The organism is Escherichia sp. E4742, from assembly GCF_005843885.1.
In the GTDB taxonomy this organism is placed as follows: domain Bacteria; phylum Pseudomonadota; class Gammaproteobacteria; order Enterobacterales; family Enterobacteriaceae; genus Escherichia.
This window is the reverse complement of the sequence record NZ_CP040443.1, coordinates 3,469,544-3,488,697: the sequence shown is the minus strand read 5'-3', so window position 1 is coordinate 3,488,697 and position 19,154 is coordinate 3,469,544. Positions and strand designations below refer to the sequence as shown.

Below are 19,154 nucleotides of genomic sequence, written 5' to 3'. Positions count from 1 at the left end.
GGGCTGGCGAAAATTAATGGCCCGGGAACGGGACAAGGCTATAACAGGTAATGCCCTGCTTTTCGAGGCGCTGTTCGCCGCCAAGATCGAACAGATTAATGATGAACGCAGCGTCAGTAACTTCACCACCTAAACGGCGGATCAGTTTAACCGTCGCTTCAATGGTGCCGCCTGTTGCCAGCAAATCATCAACCACCAGCACTTTGTCGCCAGGTTTAATGGCATCAACGTGGATTTCCAGCTTATCGGTGCCGTATTCCAGTTCGTAAGATTCGTTGATAGTTTCGCGCGGCAGTTTGCCTGGTTTACGTACCGGCACAAAACCAACGCCCAGACCCAATGCTACCGGAGCGCCGAACAAGAAGCCACGAGCTTCAGTGCCGACAACTTTGGTAATGCCCGCATTTTTGTAACGCTCAACCAGTAGATCGATGCTGAGAGCGTAAGCTTTCGGGTCTTCCAGTAAGCTGGTGACATCGCGGAAAAGAATGCCGGGTTTCGGGTAGTCCTGAATGCTTTTGATGCTATTTTTGAGATACTCAAGCTGCTGTGCAGTCGCGGTCATAAGTGTATGCCTGCTTGTTACGGTGGTACTCACGGCGCGTTTTAAACGAGTCAAAAGTAACAGTTGTTTAACCTTTGACCGCCTGCGCCTGTGCTCGAAAACGCCAGAATGTACTGGCTGTGGGCGATAATTGCAACAGCGATTGTTGTGCTTTGCCGTTTTTATTGCTTTTCATCAATCACCGGGATTCGCCACATAAAAATCAGCAAACAGCCGAGGATCACCAATAACAGAATCCGCACCCACGTCATATGTACGAACCAAAGTGAAATCGCAAAAGTCAGTAAAATAATGAATATCGCCCGAGGCTTTGCACCGCGCGGCATCGCATGATATTTCTGCCAGAAGCGTAAATAGCTGCCAAACCATGAGCGGTACAGCAACCAGGCGTGGAAGCGCGGCGATGAACGGGCAAAGCACCAGGCGGCCAGTAGGATAAATGGCGTCGTCGGCAATACCGGTAATACCACGCCCAGCGTACCCAACACTACCGCCAGCCAGCCAATGATGATTAAAATGATTCGTTGCATATTATGTGTAGTCAGCATACAGAGTGGCTACTTTAGCATAACAATTATCATTTTCATTGAGGTCTTATCGTGAAAACTGCCCTGCTGCTGGAAAAACTGGAAGGTCAGCTCGCCACGCTGCGCCAGCGTTGTGCCCCGGTGGCGCAGTTCGCCACGTTAAGCGCCCGTTTCGACAGGCACCTTTTTCAGACCCGTGCGACAACGTTACAGGCGTACCTGGAAGAAGCGGGAGATAATTTGTCCGCGCTTCGCCATGCTGTTGAGCAACAGCAACTGCCGCAAGTCGCCTGGCTGGCAGAACATCTGGCGGCACAACTGGAAGCCATCGCGCGTGAAGCCGCAGCCTGGTCGCTACGCGAGTGGGATAGCGCACCACCAAAAATTGCCCGCTGGCAGCGTAAACGTATTCAGCATCAGGAGTTTGAACGACGGCTACGTGAAATGGTTGCCGAGCGTAAAGCCCGTCTGGTGCGGGCGACCGATCTCGTGGAACAGCAGACGCTACATCGTGAAGTGGAAGCCTATGAAGCGCGCCTGGCGCGTTGCCGTCATGCGTTGGAAAAAATCGAAAACAGGCTAGCGCGTTTAACCCGCTAACAATGGAGAAAGTATGTCACTGGAAAATGCCCCTGACGATGTCAAACTGGCCGTCGATTTAATTGTGCTGCTGGAAGAAAATCAAATCCCTGCCAGTACCGTGCTGCGCGCGCTGGATATTGTAAAGCGTGATTATGAAAAGAAATTAACGCGCGATGATGAGGCGCAAAGTGATAAATAAATGGGGCCGCTAAATGTCCGCTAAGATTGCGGGCAAACGCAAAACTGCCTGATGCACTACGCTTATCAGGCCTATACCGCTCCTGCAATATATTGAATTTTCGCGGTTTCGTAGGCCGGATAAGGCGGTCACGCCGCATCCGGCATGAACAACGCGCACTTTGTCAGCAATCTCGGGGGCAACTAAATGCCGCCCCTTTCGTTATTATCCTACCGCAGGCGTCGGATCGTCACCTTTGTAGTCACGTTTCACTTCCGTCACTTCATCGCCCTTCTCGTTATGCAGATGCACTTCAAGTTGGTTAAAGGCAATGTTGATGTCGTTTTCACGGCACAGCTGATCGATGGTACGGTTCAGTTCATCGACAGTACGGCTACGGTCGCGCAGTTCACGAACATACAAGCGCAGTTCGTGATCCAGCGTGCTGGCGCCAAATGCAGTAAAGAAGACTTCTGGCATTGGCTCGTGCATCACCCTTGGATGCTCAGTCGCTGCCTGGAGCAGAACTCTGCGGACTTTTTCCAGATCGGAGCCATAGGCCACGCCCAGGCGGATCACCAGACGCGTGGTGGTGTCAGTTAACGACCAGTTGATCAGACGCTCGGTAACAAACGCTTTGTTCGGGATGATCACTTCTTTGCGATCGAAATCGGTAATCGTTGTCGCACGAATACGGATCTTACTGACCGTCCCAGAGTAGGTACCAATGGTTACCGTATCGCCAATGCGCACCGGACGTTCGAACAGGATGATCAAACCGGAGACGAAGTTACCGAAGATCTCCTGTAAGCCAAAACCAAGACCTACGGATAATGCTGCTGCCAGCCACTGGAGTTTATCCCACGAGACGCCCAGCGATCCGAACACCGTCATCGCACCAACGGCAATGATGATGTAGTTAAGGATAGTGGTGATGGCATACGATGCCCCCTGGCGCATGTTCAGGCGCGACAGCACCAGCACTTCCAGCAAACCAGGCAGGTTGCGAATCAACGCCCAGGCCACCATTGAGGCGATAATCGCAAACAACAGACTGCCCATGGTGACGTTTTTAACCACCGCAGCGCCAGCTTCATTGCCGTTGTAATGCCAGAGCGTGATGCTGTCGAGATAGCTGAACACGGTGATCAAATCGGACCAAATTGCCCAGAACATGACACCGAACAGCGCAAACATCAGCAACATGGTAATACGCAGCGTCTGCTGGTTAACCTGCTCCAGTGCAATGGTGGGTTCTTCCGGCGGTTCGGCACCTTCTGCGCCCTCTTTCACCAGATTCTGTCGACGCGCCAGCGCACGACGCCAGGCGATACGTCGCGCCGCTACACTTAAGCCGCGCAACACCGTCTGGTAGAGCAAGTTCCAGATGATCACCAGATAAACGGTTTCAATCCAACGCCCGGAGAGGCGCAGCGTGGTGTAGAAATAGCCCGTTGCAGTCAGCACCATCAGCGCAATCGGGATAATCGACAGCACGGTAATGGTGACCAGTCGCATGGTGTGCGACTCTTTATCACGCCAGCTTTCGCGGCACATCGGCCACACCAGGAAGGCAATCAGCAGCAGGTTGAAGAAAATCATCGCCTGCCCCAGCACATCATCCATCAGATGCAGCGGGGAGAGTTCTGCCACCACAGACCAGAAATGGATCGGTAGCAACGCGAGGCTGATGCGAACAATTTGCCGACGCCAGTGGCTGGTCTGCTGTTCCGGCATACCAAAGTGACGCACGGCAACACCGTTTTTCTCCAGCACTTTCCAGCACAGGCCAAACACCAGCCAGAAAATCGCCAGTTTTTTGCTGAACGACCACAATAACTCGCTGATATTGAGCTGCATAGTCAGCAAAATCAGGCCGACAGCGAGAATAATCAGGCACACCGGCAGTGCGCGGATCAGGTCAATAAGAATCGCTTTTGGCGTATTGAGCTGGCTATCGTTACGCAGGGAACCTACCGCCGAAGCCAGTTTTTGTTGATATGCTTTCAGCCAGCCTAAACGCCAGTGAATCAGCCCGGCAATCAACAGCAGCGGCAAACCGGCAAGGAAAGCGATGAATACGGCGGGCCAGGCTTTTTCCCAGTTCACCGTAATTTTCATCGATTTAAACTCATCTTTCAGGGTTTGCGGGAACGCTTTGATCCAGTCCCAGTCCATCGGACGGTTACTGTTCACCCAAAAAATTTGCTGAGTCAGGATGGATTTCAGGTTTTTCGATACGCTCATTAACTGCTGCTGGTTGATTTGCAGGTTAATGGCCATCATCAGCTGGTTACCCAACTGTTTGTTAAGCTGATCCAACAGTTCGCGACGCATATCAACCACTTGCAATAACGCATCGTGAACTTCGCTGTTGACTTCGTTGGCGTGACCTTCTTCCAGCTTGCTGACGAACGCATCGCTCTGGAACAGCGCGTCACGTTGCTGGTTGACTTCAAACTGTTCGAGACGCAAGTCCGCGATGCGGTTGGTCATATTTTCCAGTTCATCCGCCGAGGGCAGCGTTTGTTGTTGCTGATAAAGAATGCGTGAAAGCAGCAGACTACCTTTCAGGACAGAAATCTGCTCTTTGATGTTACGTTCCGATTGCAGCGCCCGCTCCAGCCAGTTTTTGACTTTGATGTTTTGCTGCATCAGGACATTACCGTTTTCGGTAGCGGTAATCAGACGCTGGCTTAATTGCTGGTTTATTTCCAGCTCCTGCTTCACCAGCGGATTAGCCTGAATACGCGCAGCTTCATCCGGAGTAACGGCTTCCTGCGCCGTTTTTTCGGTTAATGTCAGGCGCTTGCTGTTCACTGCCTCCTGCAACAGTTGTAGCTGATGCTCAAGTCGCGCACTGTTCGCCGTCACGTAATCACGCTGTTTTTGCAGAGTGTCCTGTAAGACAGTGTTCCCTTCCAGGCTTTTACGCTGTTGGTCAATCTCGGCATTCAGCAAAGCCTGCTGTGCCTGCATTAACACTTTCTGGCTGGGACGTAAGGCGGCTTCGCCGACCTCGGTTCCATCCAGGCGGCTACGAATTTGTTGCAATTGCTGCGAGGCGGTATACATCGCATTTTGCACGCGTTCAGGCTGCGTCTGTAACGAAACTAACTGGCTGTTATAAGAAGCCAGATCATTTTGTGCATTCTGCAAATCATCCAGCGCCTGGGAGACGCGTAACTCCAACTGGCGCAACGATAGCGTACTCAGAATTTTGCGGGTTTCTTCGTCGTTATCCACATCGTTGAGCGCAGTTAACGCTGCGGTCGCTTGACGCATTTTCTCTGGCGCTTCGGCAACTTTTTGCCGTAATTGCACCGTTTCGTCTTTTACGCGATCGATTTTCTCGAGGGTGGCTAATGTGTCAGTAATATCTTGCTGCACCAGCTTGTCCTGGGCAGAAAGATCTTTTTGTTTATTAAGTGAGTCAAGTTGTGCCTGCAGGTCTGCTTTCGTCGGTAGATCACCATTCGATGACGCCCGCGCAAACGCCGTGTTCTGGCATAACAAGACAAGAACAAAAGCAATAAATGCTGAAAAAACAAAATGCCGTGATCGTTTGTAATACTGGAACATAGTCATGATGAATGAAGGTTTCTGAACCTGAAGAACGACCTGAACTAGTCGGGTGGCTAGAATATCACGGTGTAGAGAGCCAGAATAGCAACAGCGAAAATGTCCAGGATAAATCCTGGAGTCTAATTCAGGATTTTTCGTTGGCGGCGGGAGTACGAAGGGTCGGGCAAAGAAGATACATTTCCAACAAGATGGCTACGTAATCGCGGGCTTCTTTTTTTAGATCAAAAGATTGCGGTGCAAACAGCCAGTTTTCCATCAGGCCGGAAATATAACCGCGCATAATTATCGCCGCACGGCGCGTCATTAAATTGGTTGGTAATAATTTCTTTTCAATACAATGCCTTAACGTTTGCTCTATACGTTCATAACTTTCCAGACAGAGATTTCGTTGTGCCTGTTGGACAACCGCCATTTCTCCGACAAACTCGCATTTGTGGAAAATAATCTCCATCAATAATCGACGCCGTTCTTCTGTCACCGTCGATTCAAGCACATGAATTAGTATTTCTCTTAAAACTGAGAGTGGATCGTCAGGGAATTTTGCCTGATACTCAAGCTCTAGTTCACCAATATTGGACTCTGACAGCTCCCAGATCTCACTGAACAAATCCGACTTGTCTTTAAAATGCCAGTAGATTGCACCGCGCGTAACGCCTGCCGCTTTTGCAATCTCTCCCAGTGAGGTGGATGATACCCCCTGCTGTGAGAAAAGACGTAGCGCCACATCGAGGATGTGTTGACGCGTTTCTTGCGCTTCTTGTTTGGTTTTTCGTGCCATATGTTAGTGAATTTACAGGCGTTAGATTTACATACATTTATGAATGTATGTACCATAGCACGACGATAATATAAACGCAGCAATGGGTTTATCGACTTTTGACCATTGACCAATTTGAAATCGGACACTCGAGGTTTACATATGAACAAAAACAGAGGGTTTACGCCTCTGGCGATCGTTCTGATGCTCTCAGGCAGCTTAGCGCTTACAGGATGTGACGACAAACAGGCCCAACAAGGTGGCCAGCAGATGCCCGCCGTTGGGGTAGTAACAGTCAAAACTGAACCTCTGCAGATCACAACCGAGCTTCCGGGCCGCACCAGTGCTTACCGGATCGCAGAAGTTCGTCCTCAAGTTAGCGGGATTATCCTGAAGCGTAATTTCAAAGAGGGTAGCGACATCGAAGCAGGTGTCTCTCTTTATCAGATTGATCCTGCTACCTACCAGGCGGCGTACGACAGTGCAAAAGGCGATCTGGCGAAAGCGCAGGCGGCAGCCAATATCGCGCAACTGACTGTTAATCGTTACCAGAAACTGCTGGGTACTCAGTACATCAGTAAGCAAGAGTACGATCAGGCGCTGGCTGATGCGCAACAGGCAAATGCGGCTGTCACTGCGGCAAAAGCGGCTGTTGAAACCGCGCGGATCAATCTGGCTTACACCAAAGTCACCTCTCCGATTACTGGCCGTATTGGTAAATCGAACGTGACGGAAGGCGCCCTGGTGCAAAACGGTCAGGCGACTGCGCTGGCAACCGTGCAGCAACTTGATCCTATCTATGTGGATGTTACCCAGTCCAGCAACGACTTCCTGCGTCTGAAACAGGAACTGGCAAATGGCACGCTGAAGCAAGAGAACGGCAAGGCCAAAGTCTCGCTGATCACCAGTGACGGCATTAAGTTCCCGCAGGACGGTACGCTGGAATTCTCTGACGTGACTGTCGATCAGACCACCGGTTCTATCACTTTACGCGCTATCTTCCCGAACCCGGATCACACTCTGCTGCCGGGCATGTTCGTACGCGCTCGTCTGGAAGAAGGGCTTAATCCTAACGCCATTTTAGTTCCGCAACAGGGTGTAACTCGTACACCACGCGGTGAGGCTACCGTTCTGGTGGTTGGCGCGGATGACAAAGTGGAAACCCGCCCAATCGTCGCAAGCCAGGCTATTGGCGATAAGTGGCTGGTGACAGAAGGTCTGAAAGCAGGCGACCGCGTAGTAATAAGTGGGCTGCAGAAAGTGCGTCCTGGTGTCCAGGTAAAAGCACAAGAAGTTACCGCTGATAATAACCAGCAAGCCGCAAGCGGTGCTCAGCCTGAACAGTCCAAGTCTTAACTTAAACAGGAGCCGTTAAGACATGCCTAATTTCTTTATTGATCGCCCGATTTTTGCGTGGGTGATCGCCATCATCATCATGTTGGCAGGGGGGTTGGCGATCCTCAAACTGCCGGTGGCGCAATATCCTACGATTGCACCGCCGGCGGTCACGATCTCCGCCTCCTACCCCGGCGCTGATGCGAAAACAGTGCAGGACACGGTGACACAGGTTATCGAACAGAATATGAACGGTATCGATAACCTGATGTATATGTCCTCTAACAGTGACTCCACAGGTACTGTGCAGATCACCCTGACCTTTGAGTCTGGTACTGATGCGGATATCGCGCAGGTTCAGGTGCAGAACAAACTGCAGCTGGCGATGCCGTTGCTGCCGCAAGAAGTACAGCAGCAAGGGGTGAGCGTTGAGAAATCTTCCAGTAGCTTCCTGATGGTTGTCGGCGTTATCAACACTGACGGCACCATGACGCAGGAAGATATCTCCGACTACGTAGCGGCAAATATGAAAGATGCCATTAGCCGTACGTCGGGCGTTGGTGACGTTCAGTTGTTCGGTTCACAGTACGCGATGCGTATCTGGATGAACCCGAATGAGTTGAACAAATACCAGCTAACGCCGGTTGATGTCATTACCGCTATCAAAGCACAGAACGCCCAGGTTGCAGCCGGTCAGCTCGGCGGTACACCGCCGGTGAAAGGCCAGCAGCTTAACGCCTCTATTATTGCTCAGACGCGTCTGACCTCTACTGAAGAGTTCGGCAAAATTCTGCTGAAAGTGAATCAGGATGGTTCCCGCGTGCTGCTGCGTGATGTGGCGAAGATTGAGCTGGGTGGTGAGAACTACGACATCATCGCGGAATTTAACGGACAACCGGCCTCTGGTCTGGGTATCAAGCTGGCAACCGGTGCGAACGCGCTGGAAACTGCTGCGGCAATCCGTGCTGAACTGGCGAAGATGGAGCCATTCTTCCCGTCAGGTCTGAAAATCGTTTACCCGTACGACACGACGCCGTTCGTGAAAATCTCTATTCACGAAGTGGTTAAAACCCTGGTCGAAGCGATCATCCTCGTGTTCCTGGTTATGTATCTGTTCCTGCAGAACTTCCGCGCGACGTTGATTCCGACCATTGCCGTACCGGTGGTATTGTTGGGGACCTTTGCCGTCCTTGCCGCCTTTGGCTTCTCGATAAACACGCTAACGATGTTCGGGATGGTGCTCGCCATCGGCCTGTTGGTGGATGACGCCATCGTCGTGGTAGAAAACGTTGAGCGTGTGATGGCGGAAGAAGGTCTGCCGCCGAAAGAAGCCACACGTAAGTCGATGGGGCAGATTCAGGGCGCACTGGTGGGTATCGCGATGGTGCTGTCAGCGGTATTTATCCCGATGGCCTTCTTCGGCGGCTCTACTGGTGCAATCTATCGTCAGTTCTCCATTACCATTGTTTCGGCAATGGCGCTGTCAGTGCTGGTGGCGTTGATCCTGACTCCGGCGCTTTGTGCGACCATGCTGAAACCTATCGCTAAAGGCGATCACGGCGAAGGCAAAAAAGGCTTCTTCGGCTGGTTTAACCGCATGTTCGAGAAGAGCACGCACCACTACACCGACAGCGTAGGCGGCATTCTGCGCAGTACGGGGCGTTATCTGGTGCTGTATCTGATCATTGTGGTCGGCATGGCTTATCTGTTTGTACGTCTGCCAAGTTCCTTCTTGCCAGATGAAGACCAGGGTGTATTTATGACCATGGTCCAACTGCCTGCGGGTGCGACGCAGGAACGTACGCAGAAAGTGCTCAATGAGGTGACGGATTACTATCTGACCAAAGAGAAGAACAACGTTGAGTCGGTATTCGCCGTTAACGGCTTCGGCTTTGCGGGACGTGGTCAGAACACCGGTATTGCGTTCGTTTCGTTGAAGGACTGGGCTGACCGTCCGGGTGATGAAAACAAAGTTGAAGCGATTACCATGCGTGCGACGCGCGCCTTCTCGCAAATTAAAGATGCGATGGTCTTCGCCTTTAACCTGCCTGCGATTGTGGAACTGGGTACGGCAACCGGCTTCGACTTTGAGCTGATTGACCAGGCTGGCCTCGGTCACGAAAAACTGACCCAAGCGCGTAACCAGCTGCTGGGCGAAGCGGCGAAACATCCTGATCTGTTGACCAGCGTGCGTCCAAACGGTCTGGAAGATACTCCGCAGTTCAAGATTGATATCGACCAGGAGAAAGCTCAGGCACTGGGTGTTTCTATTAACGACATTAACACCACTCTGGGCGCTGCATGGGGCGGCAGCTACGTGAACGACTTTATCGACCGCGGTCGTGTGAAGAAAGTTTACGTCATGTCAGAAGCAAAATACCGCATGCTGCCGGAAGATATCGGTAACTGGTATGTGCGTGCTGCTGATGGCCAGATGGTGCCGTTCTCGGCATTCTCATCTTCGCGTTGGGAGTACGGTTCGCCGCGTCTGGAGCGTTACAACGGCCTGCCATCCATGGAGATCTTAGGCCAGGCGGCACCAGGTAAGAGTACCGGTGAAGCAATGGCGCTGATGGAACAACTGGCGAGCAAACTGCCTACCGGCGTTGGCTACGACTGGACGGGGATGTCCTATCAGGAACGTCTCTCCGGCAACCAGGCGCCGTCGCTGTATGCGATTTCGTTGATTGTCGTGTTCCTGTGTCTGGCGGCATTGTACGAGAGCTGGTCGATTCCGTTCTCCGTTATGCTGGTCGTTCCGCTGGGTGTTATCGGTGCGTTGCTGGCAGCCACCTTCCGCGGCCTGACCAACGACGTTTACTTCCAGGTGGGCCTGCTCACAACCATTGGGTTGTCGGCGAAGAACGCGATACTTATCGTCGAATTCGCCAAAGACTTGATGGATAAAGAAGGTAAAGGTCTGATTGAAGCAACTCTGGATGCGGTGCGGATGCGTTTACGCCCAATCCTGATGACTTCACTGGCATTTATCCTCGGTGTTATGCCGCTGGTTATCAGCACCGGTGCTGGTTCCGGCGCGCAGAACGCAGTAGGTACTGGTGTAATGGGCGGGATGGTGACCGCAACGGTACTGGCGATCTTCTTCGTTCCGGTGTTCTTCGTGGTGGTTCGCCGCCGCTTTAGCCGCAAAAATGAAGATATCGAACATAACCATACAGTCGATCATCACTGATTAACGTCGTAATCACTAAGGCCGCGCAAGCGGCCTTTTTTATACGCGTAATCTTAATGTTGAAATGTTTATAGTTAATGATTTCAAACGTAAGTTAGTTTTAACGCCGCATAAAATTCATAAAAAATACTTATTGTTAGTTAATTTATATTAAGTCGTACTGATGGATTTAATAATCCCCAGGCATCTAGAGGCTATTCTTAATTATTTGCGGCAATTCTTTATTTGTTCATGTCAATTACATCATAATCAGAGTAATCCTGGGTATTAGTGTGACAAATCGTCAGACCATTTTATCACTCTCAAACATCCTGATTACATTATGTTATGAATAGCATCAGACAAAGTGCTTTAGCCATTACGTCGTCGGCGCAGGAATGAGGAAGAGGGTCTTTTCCCTCTCCTCCTCCTAATTGTAATTTTTCGTAATAATACGATGAAAACCGCCAAAGAGTAGCTTATAGTTAATCTAACAAGTGAGAGGGCAAGGCCAGGTCTGTAAGTTTTCCATCCCAAAAGGTGTCCGTTAGTTCAACCGCTAAGAAGGGGGACGCGTTATGGATGAATACTCACCAAAAAGACATGATATCGCGCAGCTTAAATTTCTCTGCGAAACCTTGTATCATGACTGTCTTGCAAACCTTGAAGAAAGTAACCATGGTTGGGTTAACGACCCTACCTCGGCCATCAATCTGCAGCTTAATGAACTCATTGAGCATATAGCAACCTTCGCACTTAATTACAAAATTAAGTATAATGAAGACAATAAGCTCATTGAGCAGATAGATGAATATCTGGACGACACCTTTATGTTGTTCAGTAGTTATGGTATTAATATGCAGGATCTCCAGAAATGGCGGAAGTCAGGTAACCGACTGTTCCGTTGTTTTGTGAATGCCACTAAAGAGAATCCTGCGAGTTTATCTTGTTAGAATTATTACAACCATGGGTAGAAGTATGTCCGATAAACCTTTAACGAAAACCGATTATTTGATGCGTCTGCGTCGTTGCCAGACAATTGACACGCTTGAGCGTGTTATCGAGAAAAATAAATACGAATTATCAGATAATGAACTGGCGGTATTTTACTCAGCCGCAGATCACCGCCTCGCAGAATTGACCATGAATAAACTGTACGACAAGATCCCCTCCTCTGTATGGAAATTTATTCGGTAATTAAATAGCAGACATTCGAAGATGTAACCGACTGTTTATTAACATTATTATATTATTCGCAATGAAAGCATACTGCATGTGACATTCATCACACTCGGGAAACGGGAACGTTCTCTTAACTGGCTTTTCGCATTACCGTGTTGCCGCATTTTCAGCAACAGGAGGTCAGTAATGAGCACAGAAAAAGAAAAGATGATTGCTGGTGAGTTGTATCGCTCGGCAGATGAGGAGTTATCTCGCGATCGCCTGCGCGCTCGTCAGCTTATTCACCAATACAATCATTCCGCACCGGAAGAACAAACATTACGCCAGAAAATTCTCACCAATTTATTCGGTCAGGTAGCAGATGCTTTTATTGAGCCCTCTTTTCGCTGCGACTATGGCTATAACATTTTTTTGGGCAAAGGATTTTACGCCAACTTCGATTGCGTGATGCTCGATGTCTGCCCAATTCGTATCGGTGATAATTGCATGTTGGCACCAGGTGTTCACATTTATACCGCTACGCACCCGGTCGACCCAGCAGAGCGTAATAGTGGCGCTGAACTGGGGAAACCTGTGACTATTGGTAATAACGTCTGGATTGGCGGACGTGCTGTCATCAACCCTGGTGTAACCATTGGCGATAACGTCGTGGTGGCCTCTGGCGCCGTCGTCACAAAAGATGTTCCGGCTAACGTTGTCGTAGGCGGTAACCCGGCCACTGTCATTAAAAAACTGTAACCATAGTTGCAACTGTTATGCAAAATTGTGGTTAATCTGTTACTTTCATCATATGATTCCCACGTTAAAATAGGGTGTTCCCTGAAAAGTTGCAGATACCACAAAGGCAAAAGATGACTGAAATACAACGCCTGCTGACCGAAACAATTGATGCACTAAATGCACACGAAAAACGCGATAATAAACCTCGCTTTAGTATCAGTTTTATCCGTAAACATCCGGGGCTGTTTATCGGTATGTATGTCGCTTTTTTTGCCACTCTGGCTGTGATGTTACAGTCTGAAACGCTGGTTGGTTCAGTCTGGCTCCTGGTGGTATTGTTCATCCTGCTTAACGGTTTCTTCTTTTTTGACGTTTATCCGCGTTACCATTACGAAGATATCGACGTTCTGGATTTCCGGGTTTGCTACAACGGCGAATGGTACAATACACGCTTTGTTCCAACTGCATTGGTCGACGCTATTCTGAACTCACCGCGTGTCGCGAACATCCACAAAGAACAGTTGCAGAAAATGATCGCTCGTAAAGGTGAGTTGTCCTTTTACGATATTTTCACTCTCGCCCGCACCGAAGCGACACCATAAGTTGTATCGCCCTCACCAGGCGTAAACATCAACGCCTGGTGAATTGACAACAATCGTTGCCACAACTCATTTAACGAAACTCCCCCACATCACTTATCTTTTGCATGCCCTTATTCGCTATCGGATATACTTTCCCTACACTGCGTAAATAAGGACATGCTGGTGAGAACACGACATCTGGTCAGCCTAATTTCAGGAGTACTGATCCTTTCCGTACTTCTGCCAGTGGGCTTAAGCATCTGGCTGGCTCATCAACAGGTAGAAACGTCATTTGTTGAGGAGCTACATACCTACTCATCCCGCGTCGCTATTCGCGCCAACAAAGTGGCGTCGCAAGGGAAAGATGCACTACAAAAACTGGAAAAATGGCAAGGCGCAGCCTGTAGCGAGGCTCATCTAATGGAAATGCGCCGGGTATCTTATAGTTATCGCTATATTCAGGAAGTGGTCTATGTCGATAACAACGTTCCTCAGTGCTCTTCTCTGGAACATGAAAGTCCGCCAGATACCTTCCCCGAGCCAGGTAAAATATCGAACGATGGTTATCGGGTATGGTTAACCTCGCACAACGATTTAGGTATTACCCGCTACATGGTCGCTATGGGAACTGCACATTACATAGTGATGATTGACCCCGCCTCATTTATAGATGTGATTCCTTATAGCTCGTGGCAAATTGATGCCGCGATTATTGGCAATGTGCATAACATTATCATTACCAGCAGTGACGAAATAGCCCAGGGAATTATTACCCAGCTGCAAAAAACACCGGGTGAACACATCGAAAAGAATGGAATCATTTACGATATCCTGCCTCTCCCCGAGATGAACATTTCCATAATCACCTGGGCTTCGACAAAAACGTTACAAAAAGGTTGGTATCGGCAGGTCTTTATCTGGTTGCCTGTCGGATTGTTAATTGGCCTACTGGCGGCAATGTTCGTTTTGCGGATTTTACGCCGTATCCAGTCACCGCATCATCGCCTGCAGGATGCTATCGAAAACCGCGATATTTGCGTGCACTATCAGCCTATTATCTCCTTATCGAATGGAAAGATTGTCGGAGCCGAAGCGCTGGCGCGCTGGCCGCAGACAGACGGTAGCTGGTTGTCACCGGATAGTTTTATCCCGCTGGCGCAACAAACGGGCCTGTCAGAATCTCTGACTCTGCTTATTATCAAAACGGTCTTTGAAGATATGGGCGACTGGCTGCGTCAGCATCCGCAGCAACATATTTCGATCAATCTTGAATCCACCGTGCTCACCTCGGAAAAAATCCCGCAATTGCTGCGTGAAATGATCAATCACTACCAGGTCAATCCCAGACAGATCGCTCTTGAACTCACTGAACGCGAGTTTGCCGATCCAAAAATCAGCGCCCCGGTAATCTCCCGATATCGACAGGTTGGTCATGAAATTTATCTTGATGATTTTGGTACCGGTTATTCGAGCTTAAGTTATTTGCAGGATCTGGATGTCGATATTCTGAAGATCGATAAATCCTTCGTTGATGCGCTGGAATATAAAAATGTCACACCGCATATCATCGAAATGGCAAAAACACTGAAACTTAAAATGGTGGCGGAAGGGATCGAAACCAGCAAACAGGAAGAGTGGTTGCGCCAGCATGGCGTGCATTACGGCCAGGGGTGGTTGTACAGCAAAGCATTACCGAAAGAGGAGTTTTTACGCTGGGCAGAACACCATCTGTGAATTTTGGGGCTGGCGGCACGCCGCACAGCCCGTCACGCTACTCGTCGATGATTGACTCGAACCCACCGTAGATCATTCGTTTACCATCAAACGGCATGGACTCGCCGAACTCTTTCATCCGTGGGTCCGACATCATCTTCTGATTGGCAGCGTCGCGGACCTCTTTTGAAGGGTATTCAATCCAGCTAAAAACCACTTCCTCATTCTCTTCCGCTTTGACCGCCATACGAAAATCGGTCACTTTGCCATTCGGTACATCGCTGGCCCAGCATTCAACAATGCGCAGGGCGCCAAACTCTTTAAACAGCGGCGCGGCCTTTGCGGCCATTTCACGATAGGCATCCTTTTTGTCGGCAGGAACAGCAACCACAAAACCATCAACATACTTCATCAGACATACCTCCGAAGCGTACTGCGCAGCCAGAAAATTCTTGCAGCATCAGCCGTGATTAAAGTTTAGCCATATTGGGATTTTTTGACGAAACGGTGGGGAGGCAGAAATGGGTGGGGGCCCTGCCAGCTACATCCCGGCACACGCGTCATCTGCCTTGGCTGCTTCCTTCCGGACCTGACCTGGTAAACAGAGTAGCGTTGCGGGAGAACCAACAGAGCCCCCATTGAGAGCGTTGAGAACCAACGCGCAGGCGCATTATCACTGCTGCCCCGGCTAATTGCAACCCATTGCGTGCCGGATGCTGGTTTCTTGCGCAATGCGGCTTCACTCGGACGTTTTTCCAGATTATGCTGAAAAATTACCTCAGGAAGAAAAGATGGAAAAAGAAGATTCGTTTCCCCAACGCGTGTGGCAAATCGTAGCCGCTATTCCCGAAGGGTATGTCACTACTTACGGCGATGTCGCGAAACTGGCAGGATCGCCCCGTGCCGCGCGCCAGGTGGGCGGTGTGTTAAAGCGCCTGCCCGAAGGCAGCACTCTGCCCTGGCATCGGGTGGTTAACCGCCACGGAGCAATCTCATTAACCGGACCAGATTTACAGCGTCAGCGGCAGGCATTACTGGCAGAAGGCGTGATGGTATCGGGAAACGGACAAATCGACTTGCAGCGTTATCGCTGGATTTACTAACCCTCTCCGGGCGGAGAGGGTTAGTGGCGCTTAGTATTGCGTAGGGGCAGGAACTGCCGAAGACGGATTCACCTGAGTTGGCGAAGTCGAAGGTACAGTAGTCGTTGCGCCACCGCTGGCCTGAATCGGCACGGCGGTTTGCTGAACAGGCACTAATGTCAGGTCAGCTTTGGTTCCGCCCTGATTGATCACCGGCTGGACGGTATCGGTAATAAACACCAATTTGTCATTTACGGTAATCGCCGCACTTAACAGAATACGCGCGTTCGGCTGAACGTCTGCCGGGTTAAATGGCAGAACAAAGCTGAATGGCGACTGTTTACCTTCGGTACGCACCGCTTTTTGCGCCAGTACTTTAGACGGCGCATCGGCTAACGACGCGTCAGAAAGTGTCACGGTCAGCACAGCATCGGGAGGCAGTGCGACTTTCTGACGGATCCAGACCGTACCGGAGACATTAGGTTGCTGTATAGCAGGTTGTTGTGTCGCCGCAATAGAGGTATTTGCAGCAGGTGCTGGCGTCTGGATATCCGCGCTTTTATCAGCGCAAGCTGCCAACGCAATCGCAACCGCTAAACCACTGGCCATGTGCACGAGTTTCATTCACTTCTCCTTATTATCAATGCACCAGCGGGCTAACTTTCCTCGCCGGAAGAGTGGTTAACAAAATCGTAACGTCAATAAGTGTGGCACAAATCACGTATTTACGCCTGCATTTAGCCCGTAATTCAGACCATTGCACCCATCGGACCAGTGACAAAATTGCGTTATACTCAACTCACTTTGGCTTGCTGCGGCAGCTTTGTTACTGGAGAGTTAATATGAGTCAGGCCTTAAAAAATTTACTGACATTGTTGAATCTGGAAAAAATTGAGGAAGGACTCTTTCGCGGCCAGAGTGAAGATTTAGGTTTACGCCAGGTGTTTGGCGGCCAGGTCGTGGGTCAGGCCCTGTATGCCGCTAAGGAGACAGTACCCGAAGAGCGTCTGGTGCATTCATTCCACAGCTACTTTCTTCGCCCTGGTGATAGTAAGAAGCCGATTATTTATGATGTCGAAACACTGCGCGACGGCAACAGTTTCAGTGCTCGCCGTGTGGCAGCGATTCAGAACGGCAAACCCATTTTTTATATGACAGCGTCTTTCCAGGCGCCAGAACCTGGATTCGAACACCAAAAAGAGATGCCTCCAGCCCCAGCGCCTGATGGTTTGCCTTCGGAAACACAGATCGCCCAGTCGCTGGCGCACCTGTTGCCGCCAGTGCTGAAAGATAAATTCATCTGCGATCGTCCGCTGGAAGTGCGTCCGGTGGAATTTCATAACCCACTGAAAGGTCACGTCGCCGCGCCGCATCGTCAGGTGTGGATCCGCGCAAATGGTAGCGTGCCGGATGATCTGCGCGTTCATCAGTATCTGCTGGGGTACGCTTCTGATCTTAACTTCCTGCCGGTAGCTCTACAGCCGCACGGCATCGGTTTTCTCGAACCGGGAATTCAGATAGCCACCATTGACCATTCCATGTGGTTCCATCGACCATTTAATTTAAACGAATGGCTGCTGTATAGCGTGGAGAGCACGTCAGCGTCCAGCGCACGCGGCTTTGTGCGCGGTGAGTTTTATACCCAGGACGGCGTGCTGGTTGCCTCGACCGTTCAGGAAGGGGTAATGCGTAATCACAATTAAAAAAACAGCCGGAGGTGAAAACCGTCCGGCTGCCAGATAGTTGGTAACGTGCTTTTGTTGATGCCGGATGCGGCGTAAACGCCTTATCCGGCCCACCAATTATTGTAAATTCAACAAATTGTGATTTTTAATGTAGGCCTGATAAGCACAGCGCATCAGGCGAAATTGCATTTGATTGCTTGTTACGCGTTATAGGCATTTTCGCCGTGGCTGTTGACGTCCAGCCCTTCTCGCTCCTGTTCTTCCGGCACACGCAGGCCAACCGTCAAATCCGCCAGTTTGTAGCCGATAAATGCCACCACACCGGACCAGACGATCGTAATGGCGATGCTTTCCAGCTGTACCAGCAGCTGATGCCCCATCGTCACACCTTCAGCGAAGCCCACGCCGCCCAGCGAGCTGGCGGCAAAAATCCCGGTCATGATACAGCCGACAATGCCACAAACGCCGTGCACACCGAAGACATCGCAAGGATCATCGACCCGCAACAGGCGTTTGAGCATGGTAACGCCCCACAAGCCCGCCAGACCAGCGACCACGCCGATAATCAACGCACCGCCAACCCCAATGTAGCCACAGGCTGGCGTCACGCCGACCAGACCGGCAATCGCGCCAGAACACGCCCCCAGCAGTGAAGGCTTACCACGCAGCGCCCATTCACCGAAGATCCAGCCAAGAATCGCCGCCGCCGTTGCCACCACAGTATTCACAAATGCCAGTGCTGCGATTTCATTCGCCGTACCCGCTGACCCGGCGTTAAATCCAAACCAACCGATATAGAGAATGGCAGTCCCGGTAAAGACCATCGGCAGATTGTGCGGTTTAAACGCCTCTTTGCCAAAGCCCACGCGTTTGCCTATCAGATACGCGCCCACCAGACCGGCAATTGCGGCGTTAATGTGCACCACCGTGCCACCCGCGAAATCCAGCGCACCGTGAGAAGCCAGCAAACCACCGCCCCAGACCATATGCGCAATCGGAATGTAAGAGAGCGTCAGCCATACCACCACGAAAATCAACACAGCTGAGAAGCGGATTCGTTCTGCCAGCGCTCCAACTATCAAGCCGACGGTAATGCAGGCAAACGATCCCTGAAACGCCACGTGGATATACTGATAAATGCTGCCCATCACCGCCGTCAGTTCGATGTTTTTCAGCATCAACCAGTTGATGTTGCCAAAGAAGTTGTTGCCCTCACCAAACGCCAGCGAGTAACCGTAAACCACCCAGAGAATACAGACCAGTGCAAACGTCACGGTCACCTGCGTTAGCATCGACAGCACGTTTTTGCCGCGAATCAACCCGCCGTAAAACAGGGCAATCCCCGGAACAGTCATAAACAGCACCAGCGCAGTACAAATCATCATAAACGCATTGTCGGCTTTATCGGCTACCGCAGGTGCAGCCATTACCAGTCCCGGCAGCATCGCCAGTGAAGCAAGCCCAGTTTTTATCGTCGCTATCTTCATTTT

Annotated in this window: 18 protein-coding genes and 1 other RNA gene; 11 read left to right on the top strand and 8 right to left on the bottom strand. The window is 50.6% G+C overall.

The features are described 5' to 3' along the window. Positions 1-13: 13 nt before the first annotated feature. Complete coding sequence (apt, locus tag FEM44_RS16885; protein ID WP_064529079.1) at positions 14-565, bottom strand: adenine phosphoribosyltransferase; 552 nt, start codon at positions 563-565, stop codon at positions 14-16. Positions 566-726: 161 nt separating this feature from the next. Next, a complete protein-coding gene (locus tag FEM44_RS16880) occupies positions 727-1,095 on the bottom strand; it encodes a DUF454 family protein (protein ID WP_064529099.1) in 369 nt (122 codons plus the stop codon). 69 nt (positions 1,096-1,164) lie between these two features. On the opposite strand from FEM44_RS16880, the gene priC reads away from it, so the two are divergent. Together priC and rsmS are read left to right on the top strand one after the other, a co-directional pair. Then, entirely contained in the window at positions 1,165-1,692 is a 528-nt protein-coding gene (gene priC / locus FEM44_RS16875; RefSeq protein WP_130206301.1) for a primosomal replication protein N'', read from the top strand. A gap of 13 nt (positions 1,693-1,705) precedes the next feature. Next, positions 1,706-1,873 (top strand): pleiotropic regulatory protein RsmS, encoded by a 168-nt coding sequence (rsmS, locus tag FEM44_RS16870; RefSeq protein WP_130206299.1) that lies wholly within the window; start codon positions 1,706-1,708, stop codon positions 1,871-1,873. 204 nt (positions 1,874-2,077) lie between these two features. Here rsmS and mscK read toward each other — a convergent pair whose 3' ends face one another. Both mscK and acrR read right to left on the bottom strand, forming a co-directional pair. Further along, positions 2,078-5,440, bottom strand: a complete 3,363-nt coding sequence (gene mscK, locus FEM44_RS16865; protein ID WP_135523135.1) for a mechanosensitive channel MscK — start codon at positions 5,438-5,440, stop codon at positions 2,078-2,080. Positions 5,441-5,561: 121 nt separating this feature from the next. After that, the gene (gene acrR, locus FEM44_RS16860; RefSeq protein ID WP_130206295.1) at positions 5,562-6,215 is read right to left on the bottom strand and encodes a multidrug efflux transporter transcriptional repressor AcrR; all 654 of its coding nucleotides are present in this window, start codon (positions 6,213-6,215) and stop codon (positions 5,562-5,564) included. Positions 6,216-6,356: 141 nt separating this feature from the next. Here acrR and acrA point away from each other — a divergent pair, with 141 nt between their 5' ends. The 7 genes from acrA to FEM44_RS16825 all read left to right on the top strand — a co-directional run bounded on the left by acrA (position 6,357) and on the right by FEM44_RS16825 (position 14,918). Next, entirely contained in the window at positions 6,357-7,550 is a 1,194-nt protein-coding gene (gene acrA, locus FEM44_RS16855) for a multidrug efflux RND transporter periplasmic adaptor subunit AcrA (protein WP_130215483.1), read from the top strand. Positions 7,551-7,572: 22 nt separating this feature from the next. Continuing rightward, the gene (gene acrB / locus FEM44_RS16850) at positions 7,573-10,722 is read left to right on the top strand and encodes an efflux RND transporter permease AcrB (RefSeq protein WP_130223199.1); all 3,150 of its coding nucleotides are present in this window, start codon (positions 7,573-7,575) and stop codon (positions 10,720-10,722) included. Between the two features lie 557 nt (positions 10,723-11,279). Beyond that, positions 11,280-11,654 carry an Hha toxicity modulator TomB gene (tomB, locus tag FEM44_RS16845; protein WP_000344800.1) on the top strand — a complete coding sequence of 125 codons (375 nt, stop codon included), beginning with the start codon at positions 11,280-11,282 and terminating at the stop codon, positions 11,652-11,654. A gap of 25 nt (positions 11,655-11,679) precedes the next feature. Next, positions 11,680-11,898 carry an HHA domain-containing protein gene (locus tag FEM44_RS16840; protein WP_001280991.1) on the top strand — a complete coding sequence of 73 codons (219 nt, stop codon included), beginning with the start codon at positions 11,680-11,682 and terminating at the stop codon, positions 11,896-11,898. A 171-nt stretch (positions 11,899-12,069) separates the two neighbouring features. Further along, positions 12,070-12,621, top strand: a complete 552-nt coding sequence (gene maa, locus FEM44_RS16835) for a maltose O-acetyltransferase (protein ID WP_135523136.1) — start codon at positions 12,070-12,072, stop codon at positions 12,619-12,621. A gap of 113 nt (positions 12,622-12,734) precedes the next feature. After that, complete coding sequence (locus tag FEM44_RS16830) at positions 12,735-13,205, top strand: YlaC family protein (RefSeq protein ID WP_130206287.1); 471 nt, start codon at positions 12,735-12,737, stop codon at positions 13,203-13,205. 162 nt (positions 13,206-13,367) lie between these two features. Further along, positions 13,368-14,918 (top strand): EAL domain-containing protein, encoded by a 1,551-nt coding sequence (locus FEM44_RS16825; RefSeq protein WP_130258550.1) that lies wholly within the window; start codon positions 13,368-13,370, stop codon positions 14,916-14,918. A 37-nt stretch (positions 14,919-14,955) separates the two neighbouring features. Here FEM44_RS16825 and FEM44_RS16820 read toward each other — a convergent pair whose 3' ends face one another. Together FEM44_RS16820 and ffs are read right to left on the bottom strand one after the other, a co-directional pair. Further along, a complete protein-coding gene (locus FEM44_RS16820; RefSeq protein WP_064529090.1) occupies positions 14,956-15,309 on the bottom strand; it encodes a DUF1428 domain-containing protein in 354 nt (117 codons plus the stop codon). Between the two features lie 120 nt (positions 15,310-15,429). Then, positions 15,430-15,526: signal recognition particle sRNA small type (gene ffs, locus FEM44_RS16815), an RNA gene on the bottom strand. Positions 15,527-15,688: 162 nt separating this feature from the next. Between ffs and FEM44_RS16810 the strand changes: the two genes are divergently transcribed. Beyond that, the gene (locus tag FEM44_RS16810) at positions 15,689-16,000 is read left to right on the top strand and encodes an MGMT family protein (RefSeq protein WP_171022606.1); all 312 of its coding nucleotides are present in this window, start codon (positions 15,689-15,691) and stop codon (positions 15,998-16,000) included. Positions 16,001-16,030: 30 nt separating this feature from the next. On the opposite strand, the gene FEM44_RS16805 is transcribed toward FEM44_RS16810, so the two are convergent. Continuing rightward, a complete protein-coding gene (locus tag FEM44_RS16805) occupies positions 16,031-16,603 on the bottom strand; it encodes a YbaY family lipoprotein (RefSeq protein ID WP_135523138.1) in 573 nt (190 codons plus the stop codon). Positions 16,604-16,821: 218 nt separating this feature from the next. Between FEM44_RS16805 and tesB the strand changes: the two genes are divergently transcribed. Beyond that, positions 16,822-17,682: an acyl-CoA thioesterase II gene (tesB, locus tag FEM44_RS16800; RefSeq protein WP_135523139.1), complete on the top strand. Its 861-nt coding sequence runs from the start codon at positions 16,822-16,824 to the stop codon at positions 17,680-17,682. 182 nt (positions 17,683-17,864) lie between these two features. Here the strand turns inward: tesB and amtB are convergent, their stop codons facing one another. Further along, positions 17,865-19,151, bottom strand: coding sequence for an ammonium transporter AmtB (gene amtB / locus FEM44_RS16795; protein ID WP_130215471.1), 1,287 nt, complete (start codon positions 19,149-19,151; stop codon positions 17,865-17,867). Between the last annotated feature and the right edge of the window lie 3 nt (positions 19,152-19,154).

Excerpts from the sequence above, each read along its gene's own strand:
- apt (WP_064529079.1), bottom strand. The coding sequence starts at position 565 with ATGACCGCGACTGCACAGCAGCTTGAGTATCTCAAAAATAGCATCAAA.
- FEM44_RS16880 (WP_064529099.1), bottom strand. The coding sequence starts at position 1,095 with ATGCAACGAATCATTTTAATCATCATTGGCTGGCTGGCGGTAGTGTTG.
- rsmS (WP_130206299.1), top strand. The coding sequence starts at position 1,706 with ATGTCACTGGAAAATGCCCCTGACGATGTCAAACTGGCCGTCGATTTA.
- mscK (WP_135523135.1), bottom strand. The coding sequence starts at position 5,440 with ATGACTATGTTCCAGTATTACAAACGATCACGGCATTTTGTTTTTTCA.
- acrR (WP_130206295.1), bottom strand. The coding sequence starts at position 6,215 with ATGGCACGAAAAACCAAACAAGAAGCGCAAGAAACGCGTCAACACATC.
- acrA (WP_130215483.1), top strand. The coding sequence starts at position 6,357 with ATGAACAAAAACAGAGGGTTTACGCCTCTGGCGATCGTTCTGATGCTC.
- acrB (WP_130223199.1), top strand. The coding sequence starts at position 7,573 with ATGCCTAATTTCTTTATTGATCGCCCGATTTTTGCGTGGGTGATCGCC.
- tomB (WP_000344800.1), top strand. The coding sequence starts at position 11,280 with ATGGATGAATACTCACCAAAAAGACATGATATCGCGCAGCTTAAATTT.
- FEM44_RS16840 (WP_001280991.1), top strand. The coding sequence starts at position 11,680 with ATGTCCGATAAACCTTTAACGAAAACCGATTATTTGATGCGTCTGCGT.
- maa (WP_135523136.1), top strand. The coding sequence starts at position 12,070 with ATGAGCACAGAAAAAGAAAAGATGATTGCTGGTGAGTTGTATCGCTCG.
- FEM44_RS16830 (WP_130206287.1), top strand. The coding sequence starts at position 12,735 with ATGACTGAAATACAACGCCTGCTGACCGAAACAATTGATGCACTAAAT.
- FEM44_RS16820 (WP_064529090.1), bottom strand. The coding sequence starts at position 15,309 with ATGAAGTATGTTGATGGTTTTGTGGTTGCTGTTCCTGCCGACAAAAAG.
- FEM44_RS16810 (WP_171022606.1), top strand. The coding sequence starts at position 15,689 with ATGGAAAAAGAAGATTCGTTTCCCCAACGCGTGTGGCAAATCGTAGCC.
- FEM44_RS16805 (WP_135523138.1), bottom strand. The coding sequence starts at position 16,603 with ATGAAACTCGTGCACATGGCCAGTGGTTTAGCGGTTGCGATTGCGTTG.
- tesB (WP_135523139.1), top strand. The coding sequence starts at position 16,822 with ATGAGTCAGGCCTTAAAAAATTTACTGACATTGTTGAATCTGGAAAAA.
- amtB (WP_130215471.1), bottom strand. The coding sequence starts at position 19,151 with ATGAAGATAGCGACGATAAAAACTGGGCTTGCTTCACTGGCGATGCTG.